Genomic DNA, 21,843 nt, shown 5'->3' on the forward strand with positions numbered 1-21,843 from the left:
GGGAATCACCTCTAGCTGTTGTTATTCGGTACAGAGGGGTATTCGTTCTGTGTGCCCGGAACCGCCATCCACCGGCTCCGATGCCGGGTTTCAGCCGGCCAGGCAAGCGGCGAAGCCCTGGTTCAGCGCCGCCCGATCCAGGTCGCGGCCGATGAACACGATCTTGCTCGAGCGCGGCTCGCTGCCCCACAAGGTCGAGGCGCGGAACTCCACCAGGCTGTGCACGCCTTGCAGCACGTAGCGTTGGTCTTCGTTGGCCACCGCCAGCACGCCTTTCATGCGGTACAGGTTGTCGGCCTGAGCACTGCGCAACTCGCTGATCCAGCGGTGGAACGCCATCAGGTTGACGGCACCGTCCACGGCGATGCCCACCGAGGACACGCTCGGGTCGTGGTCGTGATCGGGCTCTTCAGCGTGATGGTCATGGTCGTGGTGATCGTGGTCGTGCTGATCCGCGCCGATTTCCATCAGCTTCTGCGTGCATTCGAAGGCGCCAATACCCAGGATTTTCGACAGGTCGATCTGCGCATGGGTCGAGGTCACCAGATCTGCCGTGGCGTTCAGGCCACGAATCTTGCCGCGCAGGGTTTCCACGTCTTCAGCGCTGACCAGATCGACCTTGTTGATGACGATACGGTCGGCGCAGACGATCTGGTCCACGGCCTGATTGTCGACGCCATCCAGTTGCAGGTCTTCCAGGTGCTGGGCGATGTGTTTGGCATCGACCATGGTCACGATGGCGTCGAGTTCGACTTCCTCGGCAATCGGGTCGTTGATGAAAAAGCTCTGGGCCACCGGGTACGGGTCGGCCAGGCCGCTGGTCTCGATCAGAATGTGGTCGAGCCGCACCGGACGCGCCACCAGTTCACGGACGATGCGCACCAGATCCTCGCGGACTTCGGCGGTGCAGCAGACGCAGCCGTTGACCATTTCGTAGATCTCTTCGGTCTCGGAGCTGAGCACCAGATCGCCGTCGATGCCGACCTCGCCGAACTCGTTTTCGATCACCGCGATCTTGCGGCCGTGGTTCTCCTTGAGGATGTAGTTGAGCAGGGTGGTTTTGCCGGCACCGAGGAACCCGGTGAGGATGGTGACCGGGATTTTGGTGTTCGGGGTCGGGGCGTTGAAGGGGGTGTTCATGTGAGGCTCCTTGATGATTACCGGTGCACGATGAATTGAGTGATGACGCTTTATTGTGGGAGCTAGCTTGCTAGCGATAGCGGTGTGTCATTTAGCGGTGATGGCAACTGATCCACCGCCATCGCGAGCAAGCTCGCTCCCACAGGGTTCTGTGTGTTCTCTCCATCGGCGGGCGACGCCGGCATCGAGGCCGAACAGGTCGAGGACGCGACCGAGGCTGTGGTCGACCATTTGCGCCAGGCTGTCGGGGCGGGCGTAGAAGGCCGGCACCGGCGGGGCGATGATCCCGCCCATCTCGGTGACGGCGGTCATGTTGCGCAGGTGGGCGAGGGTCAGCGGCGTTTCGCGGGCCATCAGCACCAGGGTGCGACGCTCCTTGAGGGTGATGTCGGCGGCGCGGCCGATCAGCCCCGATGACGTGCCGGTGGCGATCTCCGCCAGCGTCCTCATCGAACACGGCGCAACCACCATGCCCAGGCAACGGAACGAACCGCTGGCGATCCCGGCGGCCACGTCGTCGGCACGGTGATAATGGCTGGCGAGGGCGGTGACGTCCGCCAGTTTGTAGTCGGTTTCGTGGGCCATGGTCAGCAGCGCGGCGCGGCTGATGATCAGGTGGCTTTCGATGTTCAGCCCGGCCAGCAGCTGCAGCAGTCGCACGCCGTAGATGAACCCGGACGCGCCGCTGATGCCGACCACCATCCGCTGGCGGTTCACGATGGCAGGCCTTCAAGCAGTTGCCGGGCGCGTTCGAGCACGTCCTGATCAAGCTGCGCCTTGATCCCGTCGAACCCCGAGCCGCGCGTGGCATCGAGGCCCATGCGCGACGTGGTGCCATTGACCGAGGACGACGGGTCCAGCGGGCTGCCGGGCAAACCGTCGATGGTGAAAATGTCGAGGTGCGGCTGGAAATGCGTGGCCAGTGCCCACAGCACCTGGCTGTCGTCGGTGAGGTCGATATCGCTGTCCACCGCGATCACGGTTTTCAGGTACGGATCCCAGCCGAGCAGGGCCAGCATGATCTGCCGGGCCTCGCCGTCGCGGCTCTGGTCCAGCGCCACGTAGCAATGAAAATGCGTGCCGGAATTCGGGTAATGCACGGCGGTGACGGCGGGGAAACGCGCCTTGAGCTTCTCGCTCATTTCCGCTTCACGGGGCAGCCGCGCCAGGGTCAAATGTTCGGCGTAACGCCCGCCCATCACGTCCACCAGCCACGCGTCCTTGCGCCGCAACAGGGTGTCGACGCGCAGCACGTTGTTGGTCGAGCGATCCGAGGAATAACCGCTGAATTCGCCGAACGGGCCTTCTTCGGCATAGGCCGCCGGGTCGATGGCGCCTTCGAGCACGAACTCGGCGTAAGCCGGCACGCCGATGCCGTAGCGCGGGGTCTTCACCAGCTCCAGCGGCGCACCGAACAGCCCGCCGGCCACCGCGCGTTCGTCGCTGCCGTAAGGCAAGCGAGCCGCAGCGGCGAGCATGAACAGTGGGTGCGCGCCGACCACCATGGCCACGCGCAGTTCTTCGCCGCGTTCGCGGGCGGTCTGCAACATCCGCCACAGGTGCCCGCGTGAGTGCAAGCTGGTGGCCAGGGCCTGACGGGCGTGGCGCATCGAGCGGTGGTAGCTCATGTTGGCGATGCCGGTCTGTGGGTCCTCGGCGATGATGATCGCGTTGGTAATGTACGGGCCGCGATCACTGTCGAAATGCTTGAGCATCGGCAGCAGCGCCAGGTCCAGGGTTTCGCCTTCGAAGACTTCGTCGAGTATCGGGCCGGTTTCGACGTAGCGCGGCGCGATTGGCTGGTTGGCGCGGGTCTGGAAGGTTTCGTGCAATTGCGCGGCGCTGACGCCGAACAGCCGGGCGATACGCCGGCGGGAGGCGAACAGATTGGTCGCCACCGGCACGCCGAGGTTGCCGACGTTTTCGCAGATCAGCAGCGGATCGCGGCCTTGAGTGGCGAGGGCATCGACCAGGGCGGTGACGTCCTGATCGGCAGAAAGGGGTTGGGTGATGGTCAGCACATCGTCCGGGTACTGGCGGCGATAGGCGTCGATGAATACGTGAAAATCCTGAGAGTCGCCGAGCGTCGAACGGGTCATGGTTTCACCTCGTAAAAAGCAGGCACGCAGGGGTGAGGCTGGCGTTCGATCGACAAGCCGTTGGCCTGCCGGTCGAGCGAACGCCGGGTCATCTTCGCGCCTGTAAAGTCGCTGTGTACGGGTTTAGAGGTAGGTCGTGGTCAGACGAATGTCCGCCTCGGCCAGATCCTTGGGCGGCGGGGTCGGTTCGATCCCGCACAACCGGGCGATGTTGTTGCCCAGGTAATCCTCAAGGTGATCTTCGTCGATCCCCAGGCCCTGCGGCGCCGGCGAGCACAGCACTTCCAGCTCGCGCAACCACATGCCCGGTTCATTCGGCGGCGAGTCGGTGCCGAACACGATCTTGTTGCGCGGCAGCTCTTTGGCGAACTCGACGATCCGCGACTGGAAGCACCAGCCGGATTCGCAGTACACGTTCGGCGTGTCCATCGCCATCCAGAACGCCTCGAACGAGTAGTTGCCACCGGTCTGGATGCCGAAGTGGCCGATGATGAAATTGACCATCGGGAACTCGCGGATGATCGGGTAGAACATCGTCGGAATGGTGTACGGGCCGTCGCCGGTGTGGATCAGCACCACGATGTTGTACTTGGCGCAGACTTTCATCGCCGGACGCAGCCAGTCGAGTGCGCGATCCGGGCGATAGCCGTGCATGTTGGCGTGCAGCTTGAGCATCTTGAAGCCGTATTCCTTGATGTGGAATTCCAGCTCTGCCGCACCGTTTTCCGGTCCCCAGCGCGGGTTGAAGTTGAAGTTGCCGATGAAGCGGTCCGGGTACTTCACGCACAGTTCGGCGACGTAGGACATGTAGTCGCGCACGCCCTCGCGGCCACGGCGGTTGCCGTCGCGATATCCGGTGTTGCCAGGTGGCGGCTGGATGAAACCCATGTCGATCCGGCGCGGCTTGCCGTTGATCATGTACGGGCCGTCCATCAACTTGAGCATGCGCTCGCCGGTGAACGGTTCGCCGGTGTGGCGCCAGGCCTCGTCGACCAGGTTGGTGGGGTGCAGATGGGTGTCGATGATCATCGGTTCAGCTCCTGGCCAGTTGAGTGGTGACGGGGCGCTTGAGTTGCGCCTCTGCTTCGGAAACGGAACGCGGCGGCGGAGACGGCTGAAGGCCGATCATCCGTGCGGTGTTGTTGCCCAGGTAGTCTTCGAGGGTGTCCTCGTCGAGGTTCAGGCCCTGCGGTGGCTCGTGGCACAGCACTTCGAGCAGGCGCAGCCACATGCCCGGTTCGTTCGGCGGGGTGTCGGTGCCGAACAGGATCTTGTGGGTCGGCAGGACCTTGGCGAACTCGACGATCCGCGATTGCAGGCACCAGCCGGATTCGCAATAGACGTTGGGCAACTCCATCGCCCACTGCATCGGTTCGAACACGTAGACGCCGCCGGTCTGCACACCGAAGTGGGCCATGATGAAATCGACGTTGGGGAATTCCTTGATCATCGGCACCCATTCCGACGGGATGCTGTAGGGCCCGTCGCCGGTGTGCAGCTTGACCGGAATGCCCAGCTCGGCGCATTTCTCGAAGGCCGGGCGCACCCAGTCCAGCGCACGGTCGGGACGGTAGGCGTGCATGTTGGCCTGCATCTGCACCATCTTGAAGCCGTGTTCCTTGACGTAGCGCTCGATCGCCTCGACGCCGTTTTCCACGCCGCAGCGCGGGTTGTAGACGAAGCAGCCGATGAAACGGTCCGGGTAGGTCTGGACCATTTTCAGGGTGTAGGCCATGTAGGCGTCGATGGATTCGCGGCCCGACAGTTCGCCGTCGGTCCAGGTGTAAATGGTGTTGCCCTGCGGCGGCTGGATGAAGGCTTTGTCGATGCGGCGAGGCTTGCCGTTGACCATGTACGGGCCATCCATCATCTCCAGCAGACGCTCGCCGGTGAACGGGTCACCGTCATGCCTCCAGGCGAGGTCCACCAGATCGGTGGGATAGCAACTGATATCGATGATCATTGAAGTCGATCTCCTGATAGCGGGGAAGGGAGCCTTGCGGCTCACAGCATCCACGTCCCGGGCAATCGGCCGTTTCTATGCGCAGCACTCGCGCATTCCCTCGCCTGTTCGCATCCGGCCCGGGTGGGTGGTTGCTTGAGGCGAGTATTGGAAGGCGGGGGAGGGTTCGTACAATATTAATTGGGTGGGGTGGTGATACTTCTGGGATATGGGGGGAAGATCAAAAGCCTGCCCTCACCCTAGCCCTCTCCCGGAGGGAGAGGGGGCCGACCGAGGTGTCTATGGGTTTACATCGACCTGAAAAATCCAGTCGATTATGGATTCAGTAAAGCAGGTTCAGGTCGGCGGATTATGTGAGCATCCCCCGATCGGTCCCCTCTCCCTCCGGGAGAGGGCTAGGGTGAGGGCAGCATTCTCAAGCGTACTCAGAGCCAACTGTTTGATGATCTCAACCACCGGCCCTACCCGCTCAGCCTGCCCATGCGGCCACACCGCATACAGGTTGTAATGCGCCGCAATCCGCGCCTCGTTCAGCGCCACCAGCCGCCCGCTGCGCAACGCATCGGCAGCCAATAATCCCCGCACCAGCCCGGCGCCAACGCCAGCCTCCGCCGCCGCAATCAGATTCGCCGCATTATCGAAAACCACCCGCGCAGGCGGTTCTGTCGGTGTCATCCCGGCCGCATCCAGCCACGGAATCCACGACCTGCGCGTATACCCCAGCAGCGGCAATTCAAGAATCTGCGCCGGGCTCAACGGCAGCTGCAAACCATGCCGCTCCAGCAACGCCGGAGACGCCACCGCCATCACCCGATCCCCGCAGATCTGCGTCATCTCGCAATCGTCCCAGTCGCCGTAGCCATAGCGCAGTGACAGGTCCACCTGTTCGAACGTGCTGCGATCGCTGCGTGGCATCGACAGGATCGTCACTTCGTAATCCGGCAAACCGTCGAGCAATTGCGGCAGGCGCGGATTGAGCCAGCTCTGGGCCAGTTCGCTGTCAACGTCCAGGGTCAGACGCTGGGCCACGCTGCGGTTTTTCACCGAGGACAACGCCCGGTCAATCTGCGCCAGACCGTCCGACAGCACGCTGGCAAACAACTGCCCGGCATCGGTCAGGTTGCTGCCGCCGCCTTCGCGCACGAACAGCGGCTGGCCGATGAAGTCTTCAAGGGCGCGGATCTGCTGGCTGATCGCGCTGTGGGTCAGGTCGAGCTTGCGCGCGGCGCTGGAAAAACTGCCGCTGCGCGCCGCGTGGATGAACGCGCTCATGGACTGCACCGACGGGTATCGCTTGTACATGTTGTTAGTCCTGCTTACACCGGTTGGCAGAAATCGTCGCTGGCCGCGTGTTGCCCGGGTTTCCAATAATCGGTGACCAGGCCCGCACAAAGACGGGCCGCTCTTTTGGAGCCTGACAATGATTGCATTCACGGTTAACGGCGAACGACGCGAGCTGAATGAAGCGTCCCCCTCCATGCCCTTGTTATGGGTATTGCGTGATCAGTTGAAACTCACCGGCACCAAGTTCGGCTGTGGCATGGGCCTGTGCGGTGCCTGCACCGTGCACCTGAACGGCGTCGCGGTGCGTTCCTGCCAGTTGCCGCTGGCCGCCGTCGCGGGCCACAGCATCACCACCATCGAGGGCCTGTCGCCCAGCGAAAGCCATCCGCTGCAACTGGCCTGGGTCGCCGAAGATGTGCCGCAATGCGGCTACTGTCAATCCGGGCAGATCATGTCCGCTGCCGCGCTGCTCAACACCGGGGCACCGGTCAACGACGACTCGATCCGCAACGCCATGTCCGGGAATATCTGCCGCTGCGGCACTTACGGGCGCATCAACAAGGCGATCAAACGTGCGGCGAACGCGCCGAAGGAGGCGTGATGAGCCTCGTCGAAAATGCCGGTGTTGAACTGTCGCGTCGGGTGTTTCTAAAGCAGACGGTGACGGTGGCGTCCGGCCTGGCGATTGCGCTGTACCTGCCAACCGGTGCAGCGGCTGAGCCCAAAACCTCGGCCACCGAATTCGAACCCAACGCCTGGGTGCGCGTGCTGCCCGACGGCACGGTGAAACTGGTGGTGCACAAGCACGATTCCGGCACCGGAACCCAGACCGCACTGGCCGCGTGCGTGGCCGAGGAGCTGGATGTGAACCCGATGACTGTGCAGGTCATCACCCCGGAAGATCCGTTCTTCGAAATCTATATTCATCCGGTCTGGAAAGTCTTCTCCACCGGCGGCAGCACCAGTGTGTCGCTGGAATACGATCGCCTGCGCATGGCCGGCGCCACGGCGCGGGCGCTGCTGATCGGTGCGGCGGCGCAGCAGTGGAAAGTCAGCCCTGACAGCTGTTCCACCGAAGAAGGCCGGGTCGTGCATGCCTCGAGCAAGCGCAGCCTCGGCTATGGCGAACTGGCCGGCGCGGCGGCGCAATTGCCGGCACCGGCCAACGTCACGCTGAAAGATCCGTCGCAGTTCAAATACATCGGCAAGTTGCGCCACAAACGCGATGCGGCGGCCAAGGTGTGCGGGCGTTTCAAATACAGCATCGACGTGCAGTTGCCGGGGATGTTGGTGGCGGTGATTCAACGTGCGCCGGTGGTGGGCGCCAAGGTTGTCGCGGTGAATTCGGCTGCCGCGTTGCAGGTGCCGGGTGTGCGCAAGGTGATCGCGGTTCCGGGGCGGCCGGACGTGCTCGGCGGTAACCTCGAAGGCGTCGCGGTGCTCGCCGAAACCTTCTGGGCCGCGCAGCAGGGACGCAAGTTGCTGGAGATCAAATGGAGCGACTCGCCGCTGGCCAACTTCGACAGTGCCGAGCTGCCCAAGGCACAGATCGCAGCGATCAGCGATCCGGCAACGCAAACCGTCAAAGCCATGGCCCAGGGCGATGTCGCCGGACAATGGCCGGGCGCGGCGAAGCTGCTCGAAGCCGATTACACCATGCCCTACAAGGTGCAAAACCCGCTGGAACCGATCTGCATCACCGCCCAGGTCAAGGACAAGGCAATCACCTATTGGGGCGGCGTGCAGGTGCCGTCGTCGGCGCTGGAAGCGGCGCAGACCGTGTGCGGCATCGCCAAGGACAGAGTCACGATCCATGAGCTGGTGTCCGGCGGCAGCTTCGGTGCGCGGGAAGCCAAATACTGGCTGTTCGAAGTCGCGTATCTGGCGCAGCAGAGCGGTGTGCCGGTGAAACTGCTCAACAGCCGCGAAGACGAAATGCACGCGCTGTTCAATCACCCGGCGACTCTTCATCGAGTAAAAGGCGCGCTGGATGCCCAGGGCAAACTCACCGCGCTGCAACTGCATGCAGTGTCGCCGGCCTCCCCGGAGCAGTGGGAGCCGGGCTATTTCGAGCGTCCGGATCACATGGATTACAGCACCACTGAAGCGATCACCGCGTGGGACTTCGCCTATCGTCCGCCGCACCTGGAGCTGAACTGGGTCAAGCACGAAAGCCACGTGCCCAGCGGCTGGTATCGCTCGGTGAGCTTTATTCCCAACGTGTTCGCCGTGGAAAGCTTCATGGATGAACTGGCCCATGCGGCCGCTGAAGACCCGCTGGCGTTCCGCCTGGCCAACATGCGGGAGCGGCCACGGCATGTCGCGGTGCTGAAACAGGCAGCCGAACGCGCTGGTTGGGGCCAGAAACTGCCGCCGGACACAGCGCTGGGGATCGCCACCAATCAGGGCTACACCAGTTTCATCGCCGTGGTGGCGCGGGTTGCGAAAGTCGACGGCAAGGCCCGGGTCGAGAAGCTGACTTGCGTGGTCGATTGCGGTCTGGCGGTGTCGCCCGGCGGGGTCGAAGAGCAGATTTACGGCGGGCTGCTGTGGGGCCTCGGCCATGCGCTGTTCGACCGTCTCGACATTCAGCAGGGCAGGGTGGTGCAGAGCAATTTCCACGACTATCGCGTCACGCGCATGTCCGACATGCCGCCGGTGGACATCCTCGTGCTCGATGGCCAGCCGGACAAACCGGGCGGCGTCGGAGAGCTGGGCAGTCCGTCGGTGGTTCCGGCGATTGCCAATGCGCTGTTCAGCCTGACCGGGGTGCGTCAGCGTTCCACGCCATTGAACCTGGGGTAAGTCGCCATGGACCTGCGTTTGCTGCGGTACTTCATGGCCCTGGCCGATGAGCTGCACTTCGGCCGTGCCGCCGAACGGCTGCACATCTGCCAGCCGCCGCTGAGCCAGCAGATCCGCTTGCTGGAGGAAGAACTCGGCACGCCGCTGTTCGAGCGCAGTCATCACCGGGTCGAACTGACAGCGGCAGGGCAGATGCTCAAGGAGCAGGCACCGCTGGTGTTCGAACAACTCGAACGGGCGCTGGACCTGACCCGCCAGACCGGGCGCGGGCAACTGGGCGAGCTGGAAATCGGCATGATCAGTTCGGTGATGGTCGGCGTGCTGCCCAAGGCGTTGCACCTGTTTCGCGAGCGCTATCCGCAGGTGACCTGGCGTCTGCATGAGATGACCCCGGCGGCCCAGGTCAAGGCCTTGAAAGAGAAACGCATCGACGCCTGCGTGTTCCGCGTCGGTTATGACGACCCGCAATTGCGCAATGAATTGCTGATCCATGAGCCGATTCATGTAGTGATGCCGGCGGATCATCCGCTGGCCCGGCGTGAAGTGCTGGCGCCGGCTGATCTGGCGCAGGAACCGTTCGTGGCGCTGGAATTGAAGCAGTCGCGCTTCGCCAATTTTCTTTATCAGTGCTGTATTCAGGCCGGTTTCACCCCGCAGATCCGCCAGCAGGTGATCGAGGTGCAGACCTTGCTCAGTCTGGTGCGTGCGGGGTTCGGCGTGGCGCTGTTGCCGGCCTCCATCGAGCAACTGGCTCCCGCCGGGCTGGTGTTCCGGCGCCTGACCCCGGCGCTGCCGCAGGTGCCGCTGTACGCGACCTATCGGGCGGACGATGCCTCACCGGTGCTCAAGCTGTTTCTCGATACGCTGCGGGAACTGGTGGATCACTCATCGCGGTAACCAAGGGCAAAATTGCCCGGCACGATCGCGACGGCCAGCGGTCGTAATCTTCACATGCGCGTACTTGTGGAGAGCCAATGAGCCGGGACGTCCTGACCACCGAAACCAATCGCCGCCAGTTGCAACAGATCATCGCCGGTCTGTCCGACGGGGTGATTCTGCTGGAACTCGACCAGACCATCCTCTGGGCCAACGAAGCCGCGCTGGCGATGCATGGCGTCAGTCGCATCGGCGAGTTGGGCAACAATGCCGGGGAGTATGCCGAGCGCTTCAACCTGCGCTATCGCAACAACCACACGCTGACACCGGAGCAGTACCCGATCAGCCGTGTGGCGGCGGGGGAAACCTTCAGCGATGTGCTCGTGGAAGTCACCCCGCTCAGCGATGAAGAACGCACCTGGGTGCACAGTGTGCGCAGCATGGTGCTGACCGATCGTGACGGCGAGACCGAATCGCTGGTACTGATCATGAGCGACGTCACCGATTGGGCCAACGCCGAGCAGCGCTTCGAAAAAACCTTCAATGCCAACCCGGCGCCGGCGGTGATCTGCCGCCTCAGCGATCTGCGTTACATCAAGGTCAATCCGGGGTTTCTGGAGATGACTGGCTACACCCGGGATCAGGTGATCGGCGCCTCGACCTATGAGCTGGACATTCTCGAACAGGCCGAACGCAAGGAACTGGCCATCCAGCGCCTGCGGGATGTCGCGACCATTCCGCAGATGCAGGCTGAATTGCGCCTGCCGGACGGTGGCAGCAAACAGGTGATCGTCGCCGGTCAGCCGCTGGTGCTCAATGATGAAGACTGCATGTTGTTTTCGTTCGTCGACATGGAGCTGCGGCACAAGGCCGAAGTCGCCCTGCGCCAAAGCGAGGAGCGCTTCGCCAAGGCCTTTCGCCTGACGCCGGTGCCGATCCTGATCTGCAGCGCCGACGAGCAACGGCTGATCGACGTCAATCAGGCCTTTCTCGATACCCTGGCCTACTACAGCGACGAAGTGCTGGGCAAGACCGTCGCGCAACTGGACTTCATCGATGAACCGGCGGAACGCGCCCGGTTACTGGCGGCGCTGGAGAAGACCGGCCGGGTTGACCGCGTCGATATGCGGATCCGCAGGAAAGACGCCGAATTGCTGGAGTGCGCGGTGTCCGCCGACACCGTCAACATTCAGGACACGGTGTGCTATCTGCTGGTGCTGATGGACATCACCGAGCGCAAGCGCACCGAGCTTGAACTGGTGGCGGCGATTGAAGAGGTGATGAAGGACGCTTCGTGGTTCAGCCGCACGCTGATCGAAAAACTGGCCAATGTGAAGAAGGTCAACTCGCCGCAACTGCCCAGCGTTTCGTTTACCGATCTCACGGCTCGGGAGCGTGATGTGCTGGGACTGATCTGTGAGGGGTTGGCGGACAAGGAGATTGCGGCGCGATTGAAACTGGCGCCGAACACGGTGCGCAATCATGTGGCGACGGTGTATTCCAAGCTCGATGTGCACAGTCGCAGCGAGGCGATTGTCTGGGCTCGCGAACGTGGGTTGTTCTCGGGCAGCAGCCGGGGGCAGCGGTAAGGTGCAAATGCACTAGTTCATGGGGTGCAAATTCGGGTGTTTGATCGGGCGGGCTGTTCTTAGTCTGGTGAGGTGCGGTGCGGTTTTTCCCCGTGATCGCGTCCCTTTTGAACCTGCTAATGGATCAGCCCCTTATGAATGTGTTGTTTGTTGTCGAGTCTCGTTGTGCGGAGCTGGCGCGATGATTTATCTGGCGCAGTTGCGGGCGCAGCTTGAGCGCAGTTTTTCGCCGTTGGCTTGTGAGTGTGTGGTGGATGGGGATCACTCGCTTACTGTGAAGTTGTATCACCCGGCTTCCGGGCAGGTTGATCTGGTGATCAGTGGGTTGAGTCTGGATGCCTTGCGTACTCCGGAAGCGGTGGATGCCTTGATTGATGAATTGCGGTATGAGCTTGAGAGTAATTCTTTGCGGTCGCCGGGGTGAACTTGGCGGCCTCTGGGCCGACCAGGTTCATGGTTTTTTTGGGTGAATATCCGTTGCTTCGGGTGTTGCGGCTGGCGGTTTCGCCCTTACGGCGAGTCCCTTTTGGCAAACGCCCCAAAAGGAACCAAAAGGTCTGTGCCCCTGACGTTCGGCACCTCGCTTTGGCTCGGTGTTCCTTCGCTCCGGGATTGATCCGGGGGGCATCGCCTACGGTTTGCTTCGCTGCACCTCCTCTCGATGTGTTTGGCTTCGCCAAACGGTCGCTGCGCTCCCACCCCCGGATCAATCCCTCCACTCAGCCTTCCGACGGGCCCTGCGATCAAAAGCGGTACTCGAGCTAACGCTCATCGTTTTGAGTGGTGAAGAGCGTAAAGCCGACTTGTGTGCTCTTCAAAGCTTGAGTTCGACTCGGTGTTCAGGTCGATGTAATTCAAATAGTCACTACGATCGGCTCCCTCTCCCTCCGGGAGAGGGCTGGGGTGAGGGCTGGTTCTTGAGGTTGTTCAAGAATCTGTCGGAACACACGGTCCGTTTGTTCACCCCACCCCAAAATCGACAGCCATTTCCCCCCAATCCCACCATCCCACTGGCACTCACCCCCCACTGGTCTATAAGGAATGAGTGGTTCGGTTTCCATAACCGGGTATTTGCACGCTCGGCGACGGGAGTTTGTCTTCCATTTATCGCGGGTCATCCTATGAACAATCCTGGGAAACGCGTGTGTTTTTCGTTGTTGTCGGCTTTCGGTCTGGTGCTGCTCAGTGGCTGTGCCAGCCCTCCACCCCCTCCGCCGGCAGCGCCGCCTCCGCCACCTGAACGCACCTGTCAGGTGATGGAAAATACCGAGGTCGCCGGTGACATGTATGCCGACGGGCAGGTAACCCGACACATCACCAAGACGCGTTGCGTCACTCAATAACGCACGCGCCGTCGAGGGCGCGGGTCGAGTGGATTGTGCTGGTGGCGGATCTGGTCGGTACCGCCGTGTTTGCCGTTGAAGGCGCCATTGCCGCGATGCACGCTCAACTCGATCTGCTCGGGGTGATGGTGATTGCCTTCATCGTCGCACTCGGCGGCGGGGTGACCCGTGATCTGTTGATCGGCGCTACGCCGCCCAAGGCTGTGGCTGACTGGCGCTATCCGGCGCTGGCGTTTGCCATGGGCGGGGTGGCGTTTGTTTTTCATGAGCAGGTGCTGGGCTGGTCCGGTTCGACCCTGATCGTGCTGGACGCGGCGGGGTTGGCGCTGTTTGCCGTGGCCGGGGCGCAGAAGGCGTTGAATTTCGGCATTTCGCCGTTTGTGTCCATGCTGATGGGGACGATTACCGGCGTCGGCGGCGGGGTGCTGCGGGACATTGTGCTGGCGCGGGTGCCGGTGGTGTTGCAGGCGGATCTGTATGCCAGTTCGGCGTTTGTCGGCGCGGCGGTGTTGATCGTCGGGCGCAGGCTGGGCGTTTCGCCGGTGGCGGCTGCGTTGCTGGCGGGGGCGGCGTGTCTGTTGTTGCGCTTGTTGTCGGTGCATTTCGGCTGGCAGTTGCCGAAGGTTCTGGAGGCATGAAAAAGGCAGCCCTTGGGCTGCCTTTTCTTTTACATCAGCGGCGGATCAGGACAGGAAACCGCCGTCCACGTTCAGCGATACGCCGGTGGTGTAGCTCGAAGCATCGCTCGCCAGGTACAGCACGGCGCCGGCCATTTCGCTCGGGTCGGCCACGCGCTTGAGCGGGATCTGCGTCAGGGCCTGTTTCAGGATCGCGTCGTTCTTCACCAGCGCCGAGGCGAATTTGGTGTCGGTCAGGCCCGGCAGCAGGGCGTTGCAGCGAATGCCGAACTGCGCGCATTCCTTGGCGAAGACTTTGGTCATGTTGATCACGGCGGCCTTGGTCACCGAGTAGATGCCCTGGAAGATCCCCGGCGAGATGCCGTTGATCGAGGCCACGTTGATGATGCTGCCGCCACCGTTTTCGCGCATCAGCTTGCCGGCTTCCACCGACATGAAGAAGTAGCCGCGGATGTTCACGTCGACGGTTTTCTGGAAGGCGCCGAGGTCGGTGTCCAGCACGTTGCAGAACTGCGGGTTGGTCGCGGCGTTGTTGACCAGAATGTCCAGACGGCCGAACTGTTCCTTGATCCCGGCAAACACCTGGCTGATCTGTTCCATTTCGCCGATGTGGCAGGCGACCGCTGTGGCCTTGCCGCCGGCGGCGATGATGGCGTCGGCCACGTGCTGGCAGCCTTCGAGTTTGCGGCTCGAAACGATCACATGGGCGCCTTGCTGGGCCAGCAGTTTGGCGATGGCTTCACCGATGCCACGGCTGGCGCCGGAGACGAAAGCGATCTTGCCGTCGAGGTCGAACAACTGAGTCTTGGACATGGGATTCCCTTGTAGTGAGCCTTGTTATAACGCCGTCATCAGAGGCTGGATTTGGCAATGACCTGCAGGCTCATGTGCTCCAGCAGTTTGTTCATGTGAATGAACTGCGCGAAGCGTTTGTCCTGGGTCTGGCCATGGAAGAAGCGGTAGTAGATCTGCTGCACGATGCCGGCCAGGCGGAACAGGCCGTAGGTGTAGTAGAAGTCGAAATTGTCGATCTGGATGCCCGAACGCTCGGCGTAGTAGTCGACGAATTCGCGGCGGGTCAGCATGCCCGGGGCGTGGCTTGGCTGGCGGCGCATCAGTTGCACCGGTGCCGGGTCGTCGGCCTGGATCCAGTAGGCGAGGGTGTTGCCCAGGTCCATCAATGGATCGCCGAGGGTGGTCAGTTCCCAGTCGAGCACGCCGATGATCTGCATCGGGTTGTTCGGGTCGAGGATGACGTTGTCGAAGCGGTAGTCGTTGTGCACGATGCTGGAGGTCGGGTGGTCGGCCGGCATCTTGTCGTTGAGCCAGGCTTTGACCTTTTCCCAGTGCGGTGCGTCCGGGGTCAGGGCTTTTTCGTAGCGTTCGCTCCAGCCTTTGATCTGCCGGGCAACGTAGCCTTCCGGCTTGCCCAGATCACCGAGGCCGCAAGCGTTGTAATCGACCCGGTGCAGCTCGACGAAACGGTCGATGAAGCTCTTGCACAGGGCTTCGGTTTTCGCCGAATCCAGGCCCAGTTCCGGCGGCAGGTCCGAGCGCAGGATGATCCCCTTGACCCGTTCCATCACATAGAACTCGGCGCCGATCACCGAATCGTCGGTGCAGTGCACGTAGGCTTTCGGGCAATACGGGAAGCCGTCACGCAACTGGTTGAGGATGCGGAATTCGCGGCCCATGTCGTGGGCGGACTTGGCCTTGTGGCCGAATGGCGGACGGCGCAGGACGAATTCCTGGTCCGGGTATTCCAGCAGGTAGGTCAGGTTCGACGCGCCGCCGGGAAACTGGCTGATCTGCGGCGTGCCGGTCAGGCCCGGAATGTGCGCCTTGAGGTACGGATCGATCAGGCTGGCATCGAGTTCTTCGCCAGAGCGGATACGGGTGGACTGGTCAGTAAGCGCCATGCTTATCCCTTCTGCTTATTTTGGAGGCCAGACATCATTGGCTAATCTAATGGCGCGCTCGGGCGGTCACAAGCGCGGTTCGGTCTTATAGGTTAGCGTGTTGGACGATAATCACCTTTGGGAATGTGCGCGGCGGGCCGCTGGCGACTAAGGTTTAGCGCGTATGCCTTGTTCACAAAGGAGCTTTGAAATGGGCTGCCCGCAAGTCTGTGCCAGCGCCACCCTGCAATGCAGTTTCGGCGCCGCGCCGGCGGTGCTCAACGTGCTGCCGGTCAACCGCACGCTGACCGGCGGGATGCCGGCGGCGAACATCATGGATCATATTCCGCTGGTTAACGTCACGACCTTCGGCATGTGCATGAGCATGGCCAACCCGATGGTCGCCGCTGCCACGGCGGCGGCATTGGGCGTACTGACGCCGATGCCGTGCATTCCCGCGACCGCCTCGCCGTGGATCCCCGGCGGCGCGCCGACCTTGCTGCTGGGCGGGATGCCGGCAATCGATGCCAACAGCACGTTGATGTGCAACTGGGCGGGGGTGATCAAGATCGTGATGCCGGGGCAGATGCAGATGTTGATTCCCTGAGTTTTGTATTTGGCGCGAAATCCCGCCCCCTCATCGGAACGCCGCCCGCCCAGCCCTCTCCCGGAGGGAGAGGGAGCTGACGGAGGTGTCTTACGTTCTACATCGACCTGAAAGACCGAGTCGATTATGGATTCAGCGCAAATCTTTCACGTCGGTGTATCTCACCAATATCCCCCAATCGGTCCCCTCTCCCTTTGGGAGAGGGCTAGGGTGAGGGGCTCTTCTGGGCTTTCAGGCCTGCTGCGGATCCGTCCACTTGCGAAACCACCAGCGCACCCGGGAAATCGGCTTGCCATCGGCATCCAGCGGTCGCCCGTCTTCGGCAAATCCTTGCTCCGGCTCCATCAACCGCCCATTCAGATAACGCGCATCCACCGCCGGTTTGCCGTTGGGATGAAAGCGTTGATAGCGCCCCTCACGCACACCGTCGCGATAGAACTCGGCCTCCGCCACTTGCCCGTCGGGAAAGTAGTTGAATGCCTCACCATGCAATAACCCACGCCGATAAGTGGCCTTGCGCTGCAACCAGCCCTCGGGCGCATAAAAACTGGCGACGCCTTGCAGCTTGTCGCGCACGAACGGCATCTGCGCCGAGACCTTGCCGTTGGGGTGGTAGAGCAGGGACGTGCCCTGCAATTGGCCCTGGCTGTAATTCAGGTCTGCCTGCTGGCGACCGTCATCCTTGATATTCAACGGGCCGTCGAGCTGGCCGTCCTGCAATCGCCCCTTGAGGTGTTTGTCATTCTGCTGCAAATCCAGCGGTGTGATCGCCATGGCGACTCCTTGTCAGTTGACCTGTACCAGCCCGCCCTTGATGGTCAGCATGCCGCCACCGTCCACGGTCTGCGAGGCCGCGCCCTTGTTGGTCAGGCTGACGCCGGCATCGTTGGTCAGCGTGGTTCCGGCCTTGTTGTCCAGCGAGGTGCCGGCCTGATTGGTCATGGCGGTGCCGGCCTTCTGGGTGATCGAGGTGCTGGCCGAGGTCGCCAGATCGGCGCCGCTCTTGATCGTGAAACTGCCGCCGCTTTGCAGCGTAAGGGTGCCGCTGACCTTGATCGTCAGGTTGCCGTCCACCGTCAGGCTGTAATCGCCGGTGACCTTGTCGGTGTAGTTGCCGCCGGTGCTGTGGTTCTGGTCGGCGCCGACTTTTACCGTGCGGCTGTCCTTCACATCGAGGCTGTCGCTGCCGGTCTGGATGGTCACGCTGCGTTTGCCTTTCTCCAGCGTGACGGTTTCATCGCCGTCCTTGACCGTGCGGGTGCGGGCGTTTTGCACAGTGAGGGTTTCGTCGTGGCCGACCGTTGCAGTGGTGTCGTTGAGCACGTTGATCTTCAAGTCTTTCTGCGCCTGCAGGAACACCTCTTCGGCATCCTTCTTGTCCTCGAAACGCAGCTCGTTGAAACCGCCGCCACCCTTGGACGATTGGGTCTTGATCCCCGATTGGGTCTGGTTCGCCGGCAAGGCATAGGGCAGGGCGTTGTCGCCGTTGTACACGCAACCGGTGACCAATGGCCGGTCCGGATCGCCGTCGATGAAGGTGACGATGACTTCCTGGCCGATGCGTGGCACGAACTGCATGCCGAAGCCCTTGCCACTCCACGGCAACACCACACGCACCCAGCAGGAACTGGTTTCATCGTTCTTGCCGTCGCGATCCCAGGGGAATTGCAACTTGATCCGGCCGTATTCGTCTGTCCAGATTTCTTCGCCGGACTTGCCGACCACGATGGCGGTTTGTGGATGCATGCGCGGTTTCGGTGTGGTGCGGGTCGGGCGGAACGGCGTGGCTTTGGGGATGGCTTCGAAGCGGTTGCGATAGCTTTCGTGGCTGGCGTCGTGGGTTACGTGTGTTACCACCCAGTCGATATTCAGGCTCGGATCTTCATGTCCATCGAGAGTGAACCAGTGCCCCGGAATCAGCCAGCGGCAGTCGCTTTCACCCACGAAACGTTTCTCTTCACTGCGCAAACCGTCGACCCGTTGCTTGGTCAGCGCATCACCCCGAGCCTTGGCGTTGTAACCACCGGGATGCTCGTAGATCGAACGCGGCCCGGCCACGGCCTCGGCCTGGCCATAGAGCGAGGTGGTCGGCGTGGTGAACTCGTAATCCGTTGCCTTGTACACCCCGGCCACAGCTTGCAGGCACACCTGACCCGAGCGGATGCCATGCAACTCGCGCTCGCCCATTTGCTGACCCAGATACTTGACCTTCGGGCCGTTGGGGATCTGCACGAAGGCGTCATTGCTGTCGCCCAGCACCAGCGTGTGCTTGCCTTCGTCGTGGGTGAAAAACCAGAAGATGCCTTCCTCTTCCAGTAGCCGCGAGACGAAGGCGAAGTCGGTTTCGCCATATTGCACGCAGTATTCGCGGGGCGTGTAGCTGCCGCTCAGCGAGAGTTTGAAATCGGTGAAGCCGTGGGCCTTGAAAATCGTGGTGACGATGTCCGAGGTGGCGAGGTTCTGGAACACGCGGTTGTTGCTGGCGAGGGTCAGCCACCAGAGCCACGGACGCAATACGAGCTGATAGCGCTCGGCGGTGGCGTCGGCAGGAAGTTGGCGGATTTCGGCGACCAGCGCATCGAAGGGGCGCAGTTGGGCGTCGTTGTGCAGGGTGGTGGTGACGTGGCTGGCGATGGCGCTGGTCAGGGTGAGGCTGGTGCCGTCATTCAGACCATTGAGCGTTTGCGTGCCCAATATGTTGAGGGCCTCGTCGCCGGACAAAGACTCAGGGTACAGCGCCGACAGCGAAGCGGCGGTAAGGGACAAGGTCGTGTTGCTGTCGGTGGAGCGGGGCATCGATCATCCTCCAATCCTTGAAAGGGGAGTGTTTTGAAGGGGGCCGCATTGACTTCTAATACGTGTTCGATCCTTGTTCATACATTGTGGATTTCCACATCTTGATCAAAATTATTGGCGTTGGGAGCATGCATGGCGGGCGCCCCAGCCACGTAGTTGCCGGTATGTTGATGGGCCGCTAACGCGCCGGGCACATTGTAGGGAGGGAAACCGCCGAAACTCACTGGCAAGGCAGCCAGCGCCACCCGATTGGCCACGGCATTGGCGATCACAAGGTGGATAGCTCCCGCGATTTTCGGCAGCGAAACAGCGCGCCATCGAACCACTATGTGCGACGGTACGAAGGTGTAGAGGTCATTGGAATTGGCTGGAGGTATGGCAAATGTGTCGACCGATCTGACGACCTGATACTCGACACCGACCCAGTAGTTGGGCATAGGGTTTTTCAGGTCAAAGCTGCGGCAGGTGTTCAGGAAGTTACGAATATGATTTTCAATGCCGGTGTGCCAGCTGTTGGCCTGCGAGCTGAGAATCGTCAGGTTATCCCACTGATTGCCGGGTCCACCCCATTCACCGTTGATCAAGTGCGCTCGTTTCCAGCTCACCACATCTTCAATCAAGGTGTGGGCTGGAAATCCCACTCCAAGCCAAGGCGTATTCCAGCCTTCACCGCCGATGCTGGGTTTGTTGTTGACCTGGATGCCTCCCGGTGCAGCGATGTCCGGCCCCAGAATACAATGAGCCCAAGTGGCTCCCATCGTTTTACCGTGCACGGCATAGATGGGGCCGTATTGGTCTGCGGTCATCGTAAAGACTGTTTGATCAGGCGAAATGGAGCCGTTTTGATTGACCCAGCGTGTCATGGCGTCTCCTTTTGTTGTAGTCAGGGTGGCTCTCTTGCATGTCGATCTTCTTTTAACGCGTGTTAGTCCAGAAATGATCCCAATAAAGGCACGTTTTTATTAAGCCATACGTATTTCGTCCCCCACATCGTTACGGTACTGCGATAAACGTCCCAGCCTTTATCCGTTTTTACCGAGATAATCGTGTGCTCATACCAGGTGTTGACAAACTCGGCCTCGCCATCCACTACCGCTTCAGCAAGCTTTTTGGCTTGGGCCAGGAACTCTTGAATGGCGGTGGATTCACCTCCGGTAAAATCTGCATCGGTGCGACGAAACTTGGCGATAGGGTGAACACCGTCAGGCAGCGGACTCGGCATGTTTTTTCCGTCGGCATCGTGATAAAAGCGGTTGCCGGTCGCTGTTTCATGAACGGAAAGTGCACAACCATTCATTGAGCAAGTGACAATCAATGTACCGGTGTCTTGCCCTTTGGGCACATCGACAAAGCCGGCGCCAAAGTGCTTATAGGGGATATACCAATCGATGCCCGTCGATGTGACGTCCAGTTGCAAGACACTTTCATTGGTAGTGCTGACGGGGGAAACGTTGCAATCTGCCGTTATGGAACCACCTCGTACAATCACGGCATGGCTGCCGAAAAATGCTTCAGGGTTTGTGCGCAGCAATGACAACAATGCTGCAGGTTGGTTGGCTTTTTTGGAACTTGACGAAGAGTTGCCCATAATCGATCGCCTTGTTTGGGTGAATCATCCCAGAATGGGATTTATTTTTACTGAGTCAAAAAGTGGCGGATTTATTTTCCCGGGAGAGCGAAAAATTAAATCTGTCCCCTTTGATTTTTTATGGTGTCGTGTAGTGGTTGCCATTTCTGTATTCAATCTGCATGGGTGCGGTTTCAGTCGTTGCATTGAACGCGATCGTTGATGTGAAACCCTGGTTTGGGATCACAACATTGATCTTGATGTTGTACATCTGTGCAACGATCGCGATTTCTATTCCGCTACCCCAAGTTCCCGAAAGTTTCATATCTGCAATATAAGCAGGAGTGATATCCCAGTTGTAACAAAAAGCTGGATTGTTCTCCATGTACAGGCAGACGTAGTTCCTCAGTTCTTCGTGTGATAACCCATGTACACCTCGTTGCTGTAGACACCTGGCCAATGTATGAAAAAGACAATTGCCATCTGTAGGTATTCCATTTTCATCGCGTGACTGACTGACGGGAAGTCGCGGAAGGTCTGACGAGAATCCTTTGCTTTTTTTTAGAAGTTCTATATCTGAAGGCGATATTAGGTCGGTGTCTATGGTGCTGAATATCCTGAACCAGGGCGCCTCGGTGGGGGCAGACAAAATTTCGTTCTGTTTGGTTTTTGTCTTGATTATGAGATTGACGACTTTGAATCTTCGACGTGTCGCTTGAAATAGGCTTAGCGGAGATTTTGCCAGGTTTCTGTTTGAAGCCTTGACTGTTCCCGTGTTTGCCCAGCCATTGGATTGTGTTTGACCTATACCCCAGGAGATGTCGCCACTTTCCGCTTTTCCGTTCGACCAGCCATGAGTGTGCAAATCTTTGATCCAGTCAGGAGCGTATACCTCAATCAATACTGCATAGCTGCTTCGGCCAAACATTTTGTTCATATAGGCTTTGCTATAGTTTCGAAATGAAGCGAAGCCTTGGTGGCCGGCGGCCGACAGAACCAGTCCGAATCGAAACGCTTCGAATTCTTCCGCAGTCATTGCTCGATAGAAATAGGTTTGAGCATCTCCCGAGTTTGAAGGTGATGAATCATCGAATCGTGCAGGGGCAGAGTAAATTGTGTATTCCAGGGGCTTGCTTTGGTGGGCGTCCAGGACTAAACCAAACTCATCGATTATTTTCTCGATCGTGATGATTTTTCTGAAGTCACACATTGATTTTCACTCTTGAATTGAATTCGGG

Annotated in this window: 20 protein-coding genes; 7 read left to right on the forward strand and 13 right to left on the reverse strand. The window is 60.5% G+C overall.

Translation table 11 applies throughout. The features are described 5' to 3' along the window. Window positions 1–90: 90 nt before the first annotated feature. The 6 genes from OQ248_RS22445 to OQ248_RS22470 form a co-directional block, all read right to left on the reverse strand. Window positions 91–1,140, reverse strand: a complete 1,050-nt coding sequence (locus tag OQ248_RS22445; protein WP_265814049.1) for a GTP-binding protein — start codon at window positions 1,138–1,140, stop codon at window positions 91–93. 87 nt (window positions 1,141–1,227) lie between these two features. Further along, a complete protein-coding gene (locus OQ248_RS22450; RefSeq protein WP_265815126.1) occupies window positions 1,228–1,842 on the reverse strand; it encodes a UbiX family flavin prenyltransferase in 615 nt (204 codons plus the stop codon). Window positions 1,843–1,853: 11 nt separating this feature from the next. Beyond that, window positions 1,854–3,239, reverse strand: coding sequence for a UbiD family decarboxylase (locus OQ248_RS22455; protein WP_265814050.1), 1,386 nt, complete (start codon window positions 3,237–3,239; stop codon window positions 1,854–1,856). A 123-nt stretch (window positions 3,240–3,362) separates the two neighbouring features. Continuing rightward, window positions 3,363–4,268 carry an amidohydrolase family protein gene (locus tag OQ248_RS22460; RefSeq protein ID WP_007952854.1) on the reverse strand — a complete coding sequence of 302 codons (906 nt, stop codon included), beginning with the start codon at window positions 4,266–4,268 and terminating at the stop codon, window positions 3,363–3,365. Window positions 4,269–4,272: 4 nt separating this feature from the next. Continuing rightward, complete coding sequence (locus OQ248_RS22465) at window positions 4,273–5,202, reverse strand: amidohydrolase family protein (protein WP_011334798.1); 930 nt, start codon at window positions 5,200–5,202, stop codon at window positions 4,273–4,275. A 336-nt stretch (window positions 5,203–5,538) separates the two neighbouring features. Continuing rightward, window positions 5,539–6,504, reverse strand: a complete 966-nt coding sequence (locus tag OQ248_RS22470; RefSeq protein ID WP_265814051.1) for a LysR substrate-binding domain-containing protein — start codon at window positions 6,502–6,504, stop codon at window positions 5,539–5,541. A gap of 118 nt (window positions 6,505–6,622) precedes the next feature. On the opposite strand from OQ248_RS22470, the gene OQ248_RS22475 reads away from it, so the two are divergent. The 6 genes from OQ248_RS22475 to OQ248_RS22500 all read left to right on the forward strand — a co-directional run bounded on the left by OQ248_RS22475 (window position 6,623) and on the right by OQ248_RS22500 (window position 13,737). Beyond that, on the forward strand, window positions 6,623–7,087 hold the full coding sequence (locus OQ248_RS22475; protein WP_265814052.1) for a (2Fe-2S)-binding protein: 465 nt from the start codon (window positions 6,623–6,625) through the stop codon (window positions 7,085–7,087). Then, complete coding sequence (locus OQ248_RS22480; RefSeq protein WP_265814053.1) at window positions 7,087–9,291, forward strand: molybdopterin cofactor-binding domain-containing protein; 2,205 nt, start codon at window positions 7,087–7,089, stop codon at window positions 9,289–9,291. Before OQ248_RS22475 ends, OQ248_RS22480 begins: the two co-directional genes overlap by 1 nt. A gap of 6 nt (window positions 9,292–9,297) precedes the next feature. Next, the gene (locus OQ248_RS22485) at window positions 9,298–10,188 is read left to right on the forward strand and encodes a LysR family transcriptional regulator (protein ID WP_085711502.1); all 891 of its coding nucleotides are present in this window, start codon (window positions 9,298–9,300) and stop codon (window positions 10,186–10,188) included. 77 nt (window positions 10,189–10,265) lie between these two features. Beyond that, entirely contained in the window at window positions 10,266–11,756 is a 1,491-nt protein-coding gene (locus tag OQ248_RS22490; protein WP_265814054.1) for a helix-turn-helix transcriptional regulator, read from the forward strand. A gap of 181 nt (window positions 11,757–11,937) precedes the next feature. Then, window positions 11,938–12,180 carry a DUF1652 domain-containing protein gene (locus OQ248_RS22495; protein ID WP_265814055.1) on the forward strand — a complete coding sequence of 81 codons (243 nt, stop codon included), beginning with the start codon at window positions 11,938–11,940 and terminating at the stop codon, window positions 12,178–12,180. Between the two features lie 903 nt (window positions 12,181–13,083). Then, window positions 13,084–13,737, forward strand: a complete 654-nt coding sequence (locus OQ248_RS22500) for a TRIC cation channel family protein (RefSeq protein ID WP_265814056.1) — start codon at window positions 13,084–13,086, stop codon at window positions 13,735–13,737. A gap of 45 nt (window positions 13,738–13,782) precedes the next feature. On the opposite strand, the gene OQ248_RS22505 is transcribed toward OQ248_RS22500, so the two are convergent. Both OQ248_RS22505 and OQ248_RS22510 read right to left on the reverse strand, forming a co-directional pair. Further along, a complete protein-coding gene (locus tag OQ248_RS22505) occupies window positions 13,783–14,550 on the reverse strand; it encodes an SDR family oxidoreductase (RefSeq protein WP_085687598.1) in 768 nt (255 codons plus the stop codon). Window positions 14,551–14,588: 38 nt separating this feature from the next. Next, window positions 14,589–15,656, reverse strand: a complete 1,068-nt coding sequence (locus OQ248_RS22510; RefSeq protein ID WP_096820222.1) for a phosphotransferase family protein — start codon at window positions 15,654–15,656, stop codon at window positions 14,589–14,591. A 190-nt stretch (window positions 15,657–15,846) separates the two neighbouring features. On the opposite strand from OQ248_RS22510, the gene OQ248_RS22515 reads away from it, so the two are divergent. After that, window positions 15,847–16,242: a DUF4280 domain-containing protein gene (locus OQ248_RS22515; RefSeq protein WP_085732036.1), complete on the forward strand. Its 396-nt coding sequence runs from the start codon at window positions 15,847–15,849 to the stop codon at window positions 16,240–16,242. Between the two features lie 231 nt (window positions 16,243–16,473). Here OQ248_RS22515 and OQ248_RS22520 read toward each other — a convergent pair whose 3' ends face one another. The 5 genes from OQ248_RS22520 to OQ248_RS22540 form a co-directional block, all read right to left on the reverse strand. Then, window positions 16,474–17,016, reverse strand: coding sequence for a toxin-antitoxin system YwqK family antitoxin (locus OQ248_RS22520; RefSeq protein ID WP_265814057.1), 543 nt, complete (start codon window positions 17,014–17,016; stop codon window positions 16,474–16,476). Window positions 17,017–17,028: 12 nt separating this feature from the next. Further along, complete coding sequence (gene tssI / locus OQ248_RS22525; RefSeq protein ID WP_265814058.1) at window positions 17,029–19,038, reverse strand: type VI secretion system tip protein VgrG; 2,010 nt, start codon at window positions 19,036–19,038, stop codon at window positions 17,029–17,031. Window positions 19,039–19,115: 77 nt separating this feature from the next. Next, window positions 19,116–19,901 carry a hypothetical protein gene (locus OQ248_RS22530; RefSeq protein WP_265814059.1) on the reverse strand — a complete coding sequence of 262 codons (786 nt, stop codon included), beginning with the start codon at window positions 19,899–19,901 and terminating at the stop codon, window positions 19,116–19,118. 62 nt (window positions 19,902–19,963) lie between these two features. Then, window positions 19,964–20,626 carry a hypothetical protein gene (locus OQ248_RS22535; RefSeq protein ID WP_265814060.1) on the reverse strand — a complete coding sequence of 221 codons (663 nt, stop codon included), beginning with the start codon at window positions 20,624–20,626 and terminating at the stop codon, window positions 19,964–19,966. Between the two features lie 118 nt (window positions 20,627–20,744). After that, on the reverse strand, window positions 20,745–21,815 hold the full coding sequence (locus tag OQ248_RS22540) for an OTU domain-containing protein (protein WP_265814061.1): 1,071 nt from the start codon (window positions 21,813–21,815) through the stop codon (window positions 20,745–20,747). Window positions 21,816–21,843 lie beyond the last annotated feature (28 nt).

It is taken from the genome of Pseudomonas sp. COW5 (genome assembly GCF_026240005.1).
Taxonomy (GTDB): Bacteria; Pseudomonadota; Gammaproteobacteria; order Pseudomonadales; family Pseudomonadaceae; genus Aquipseudomonas; species Aquipseudomonas kribbensis.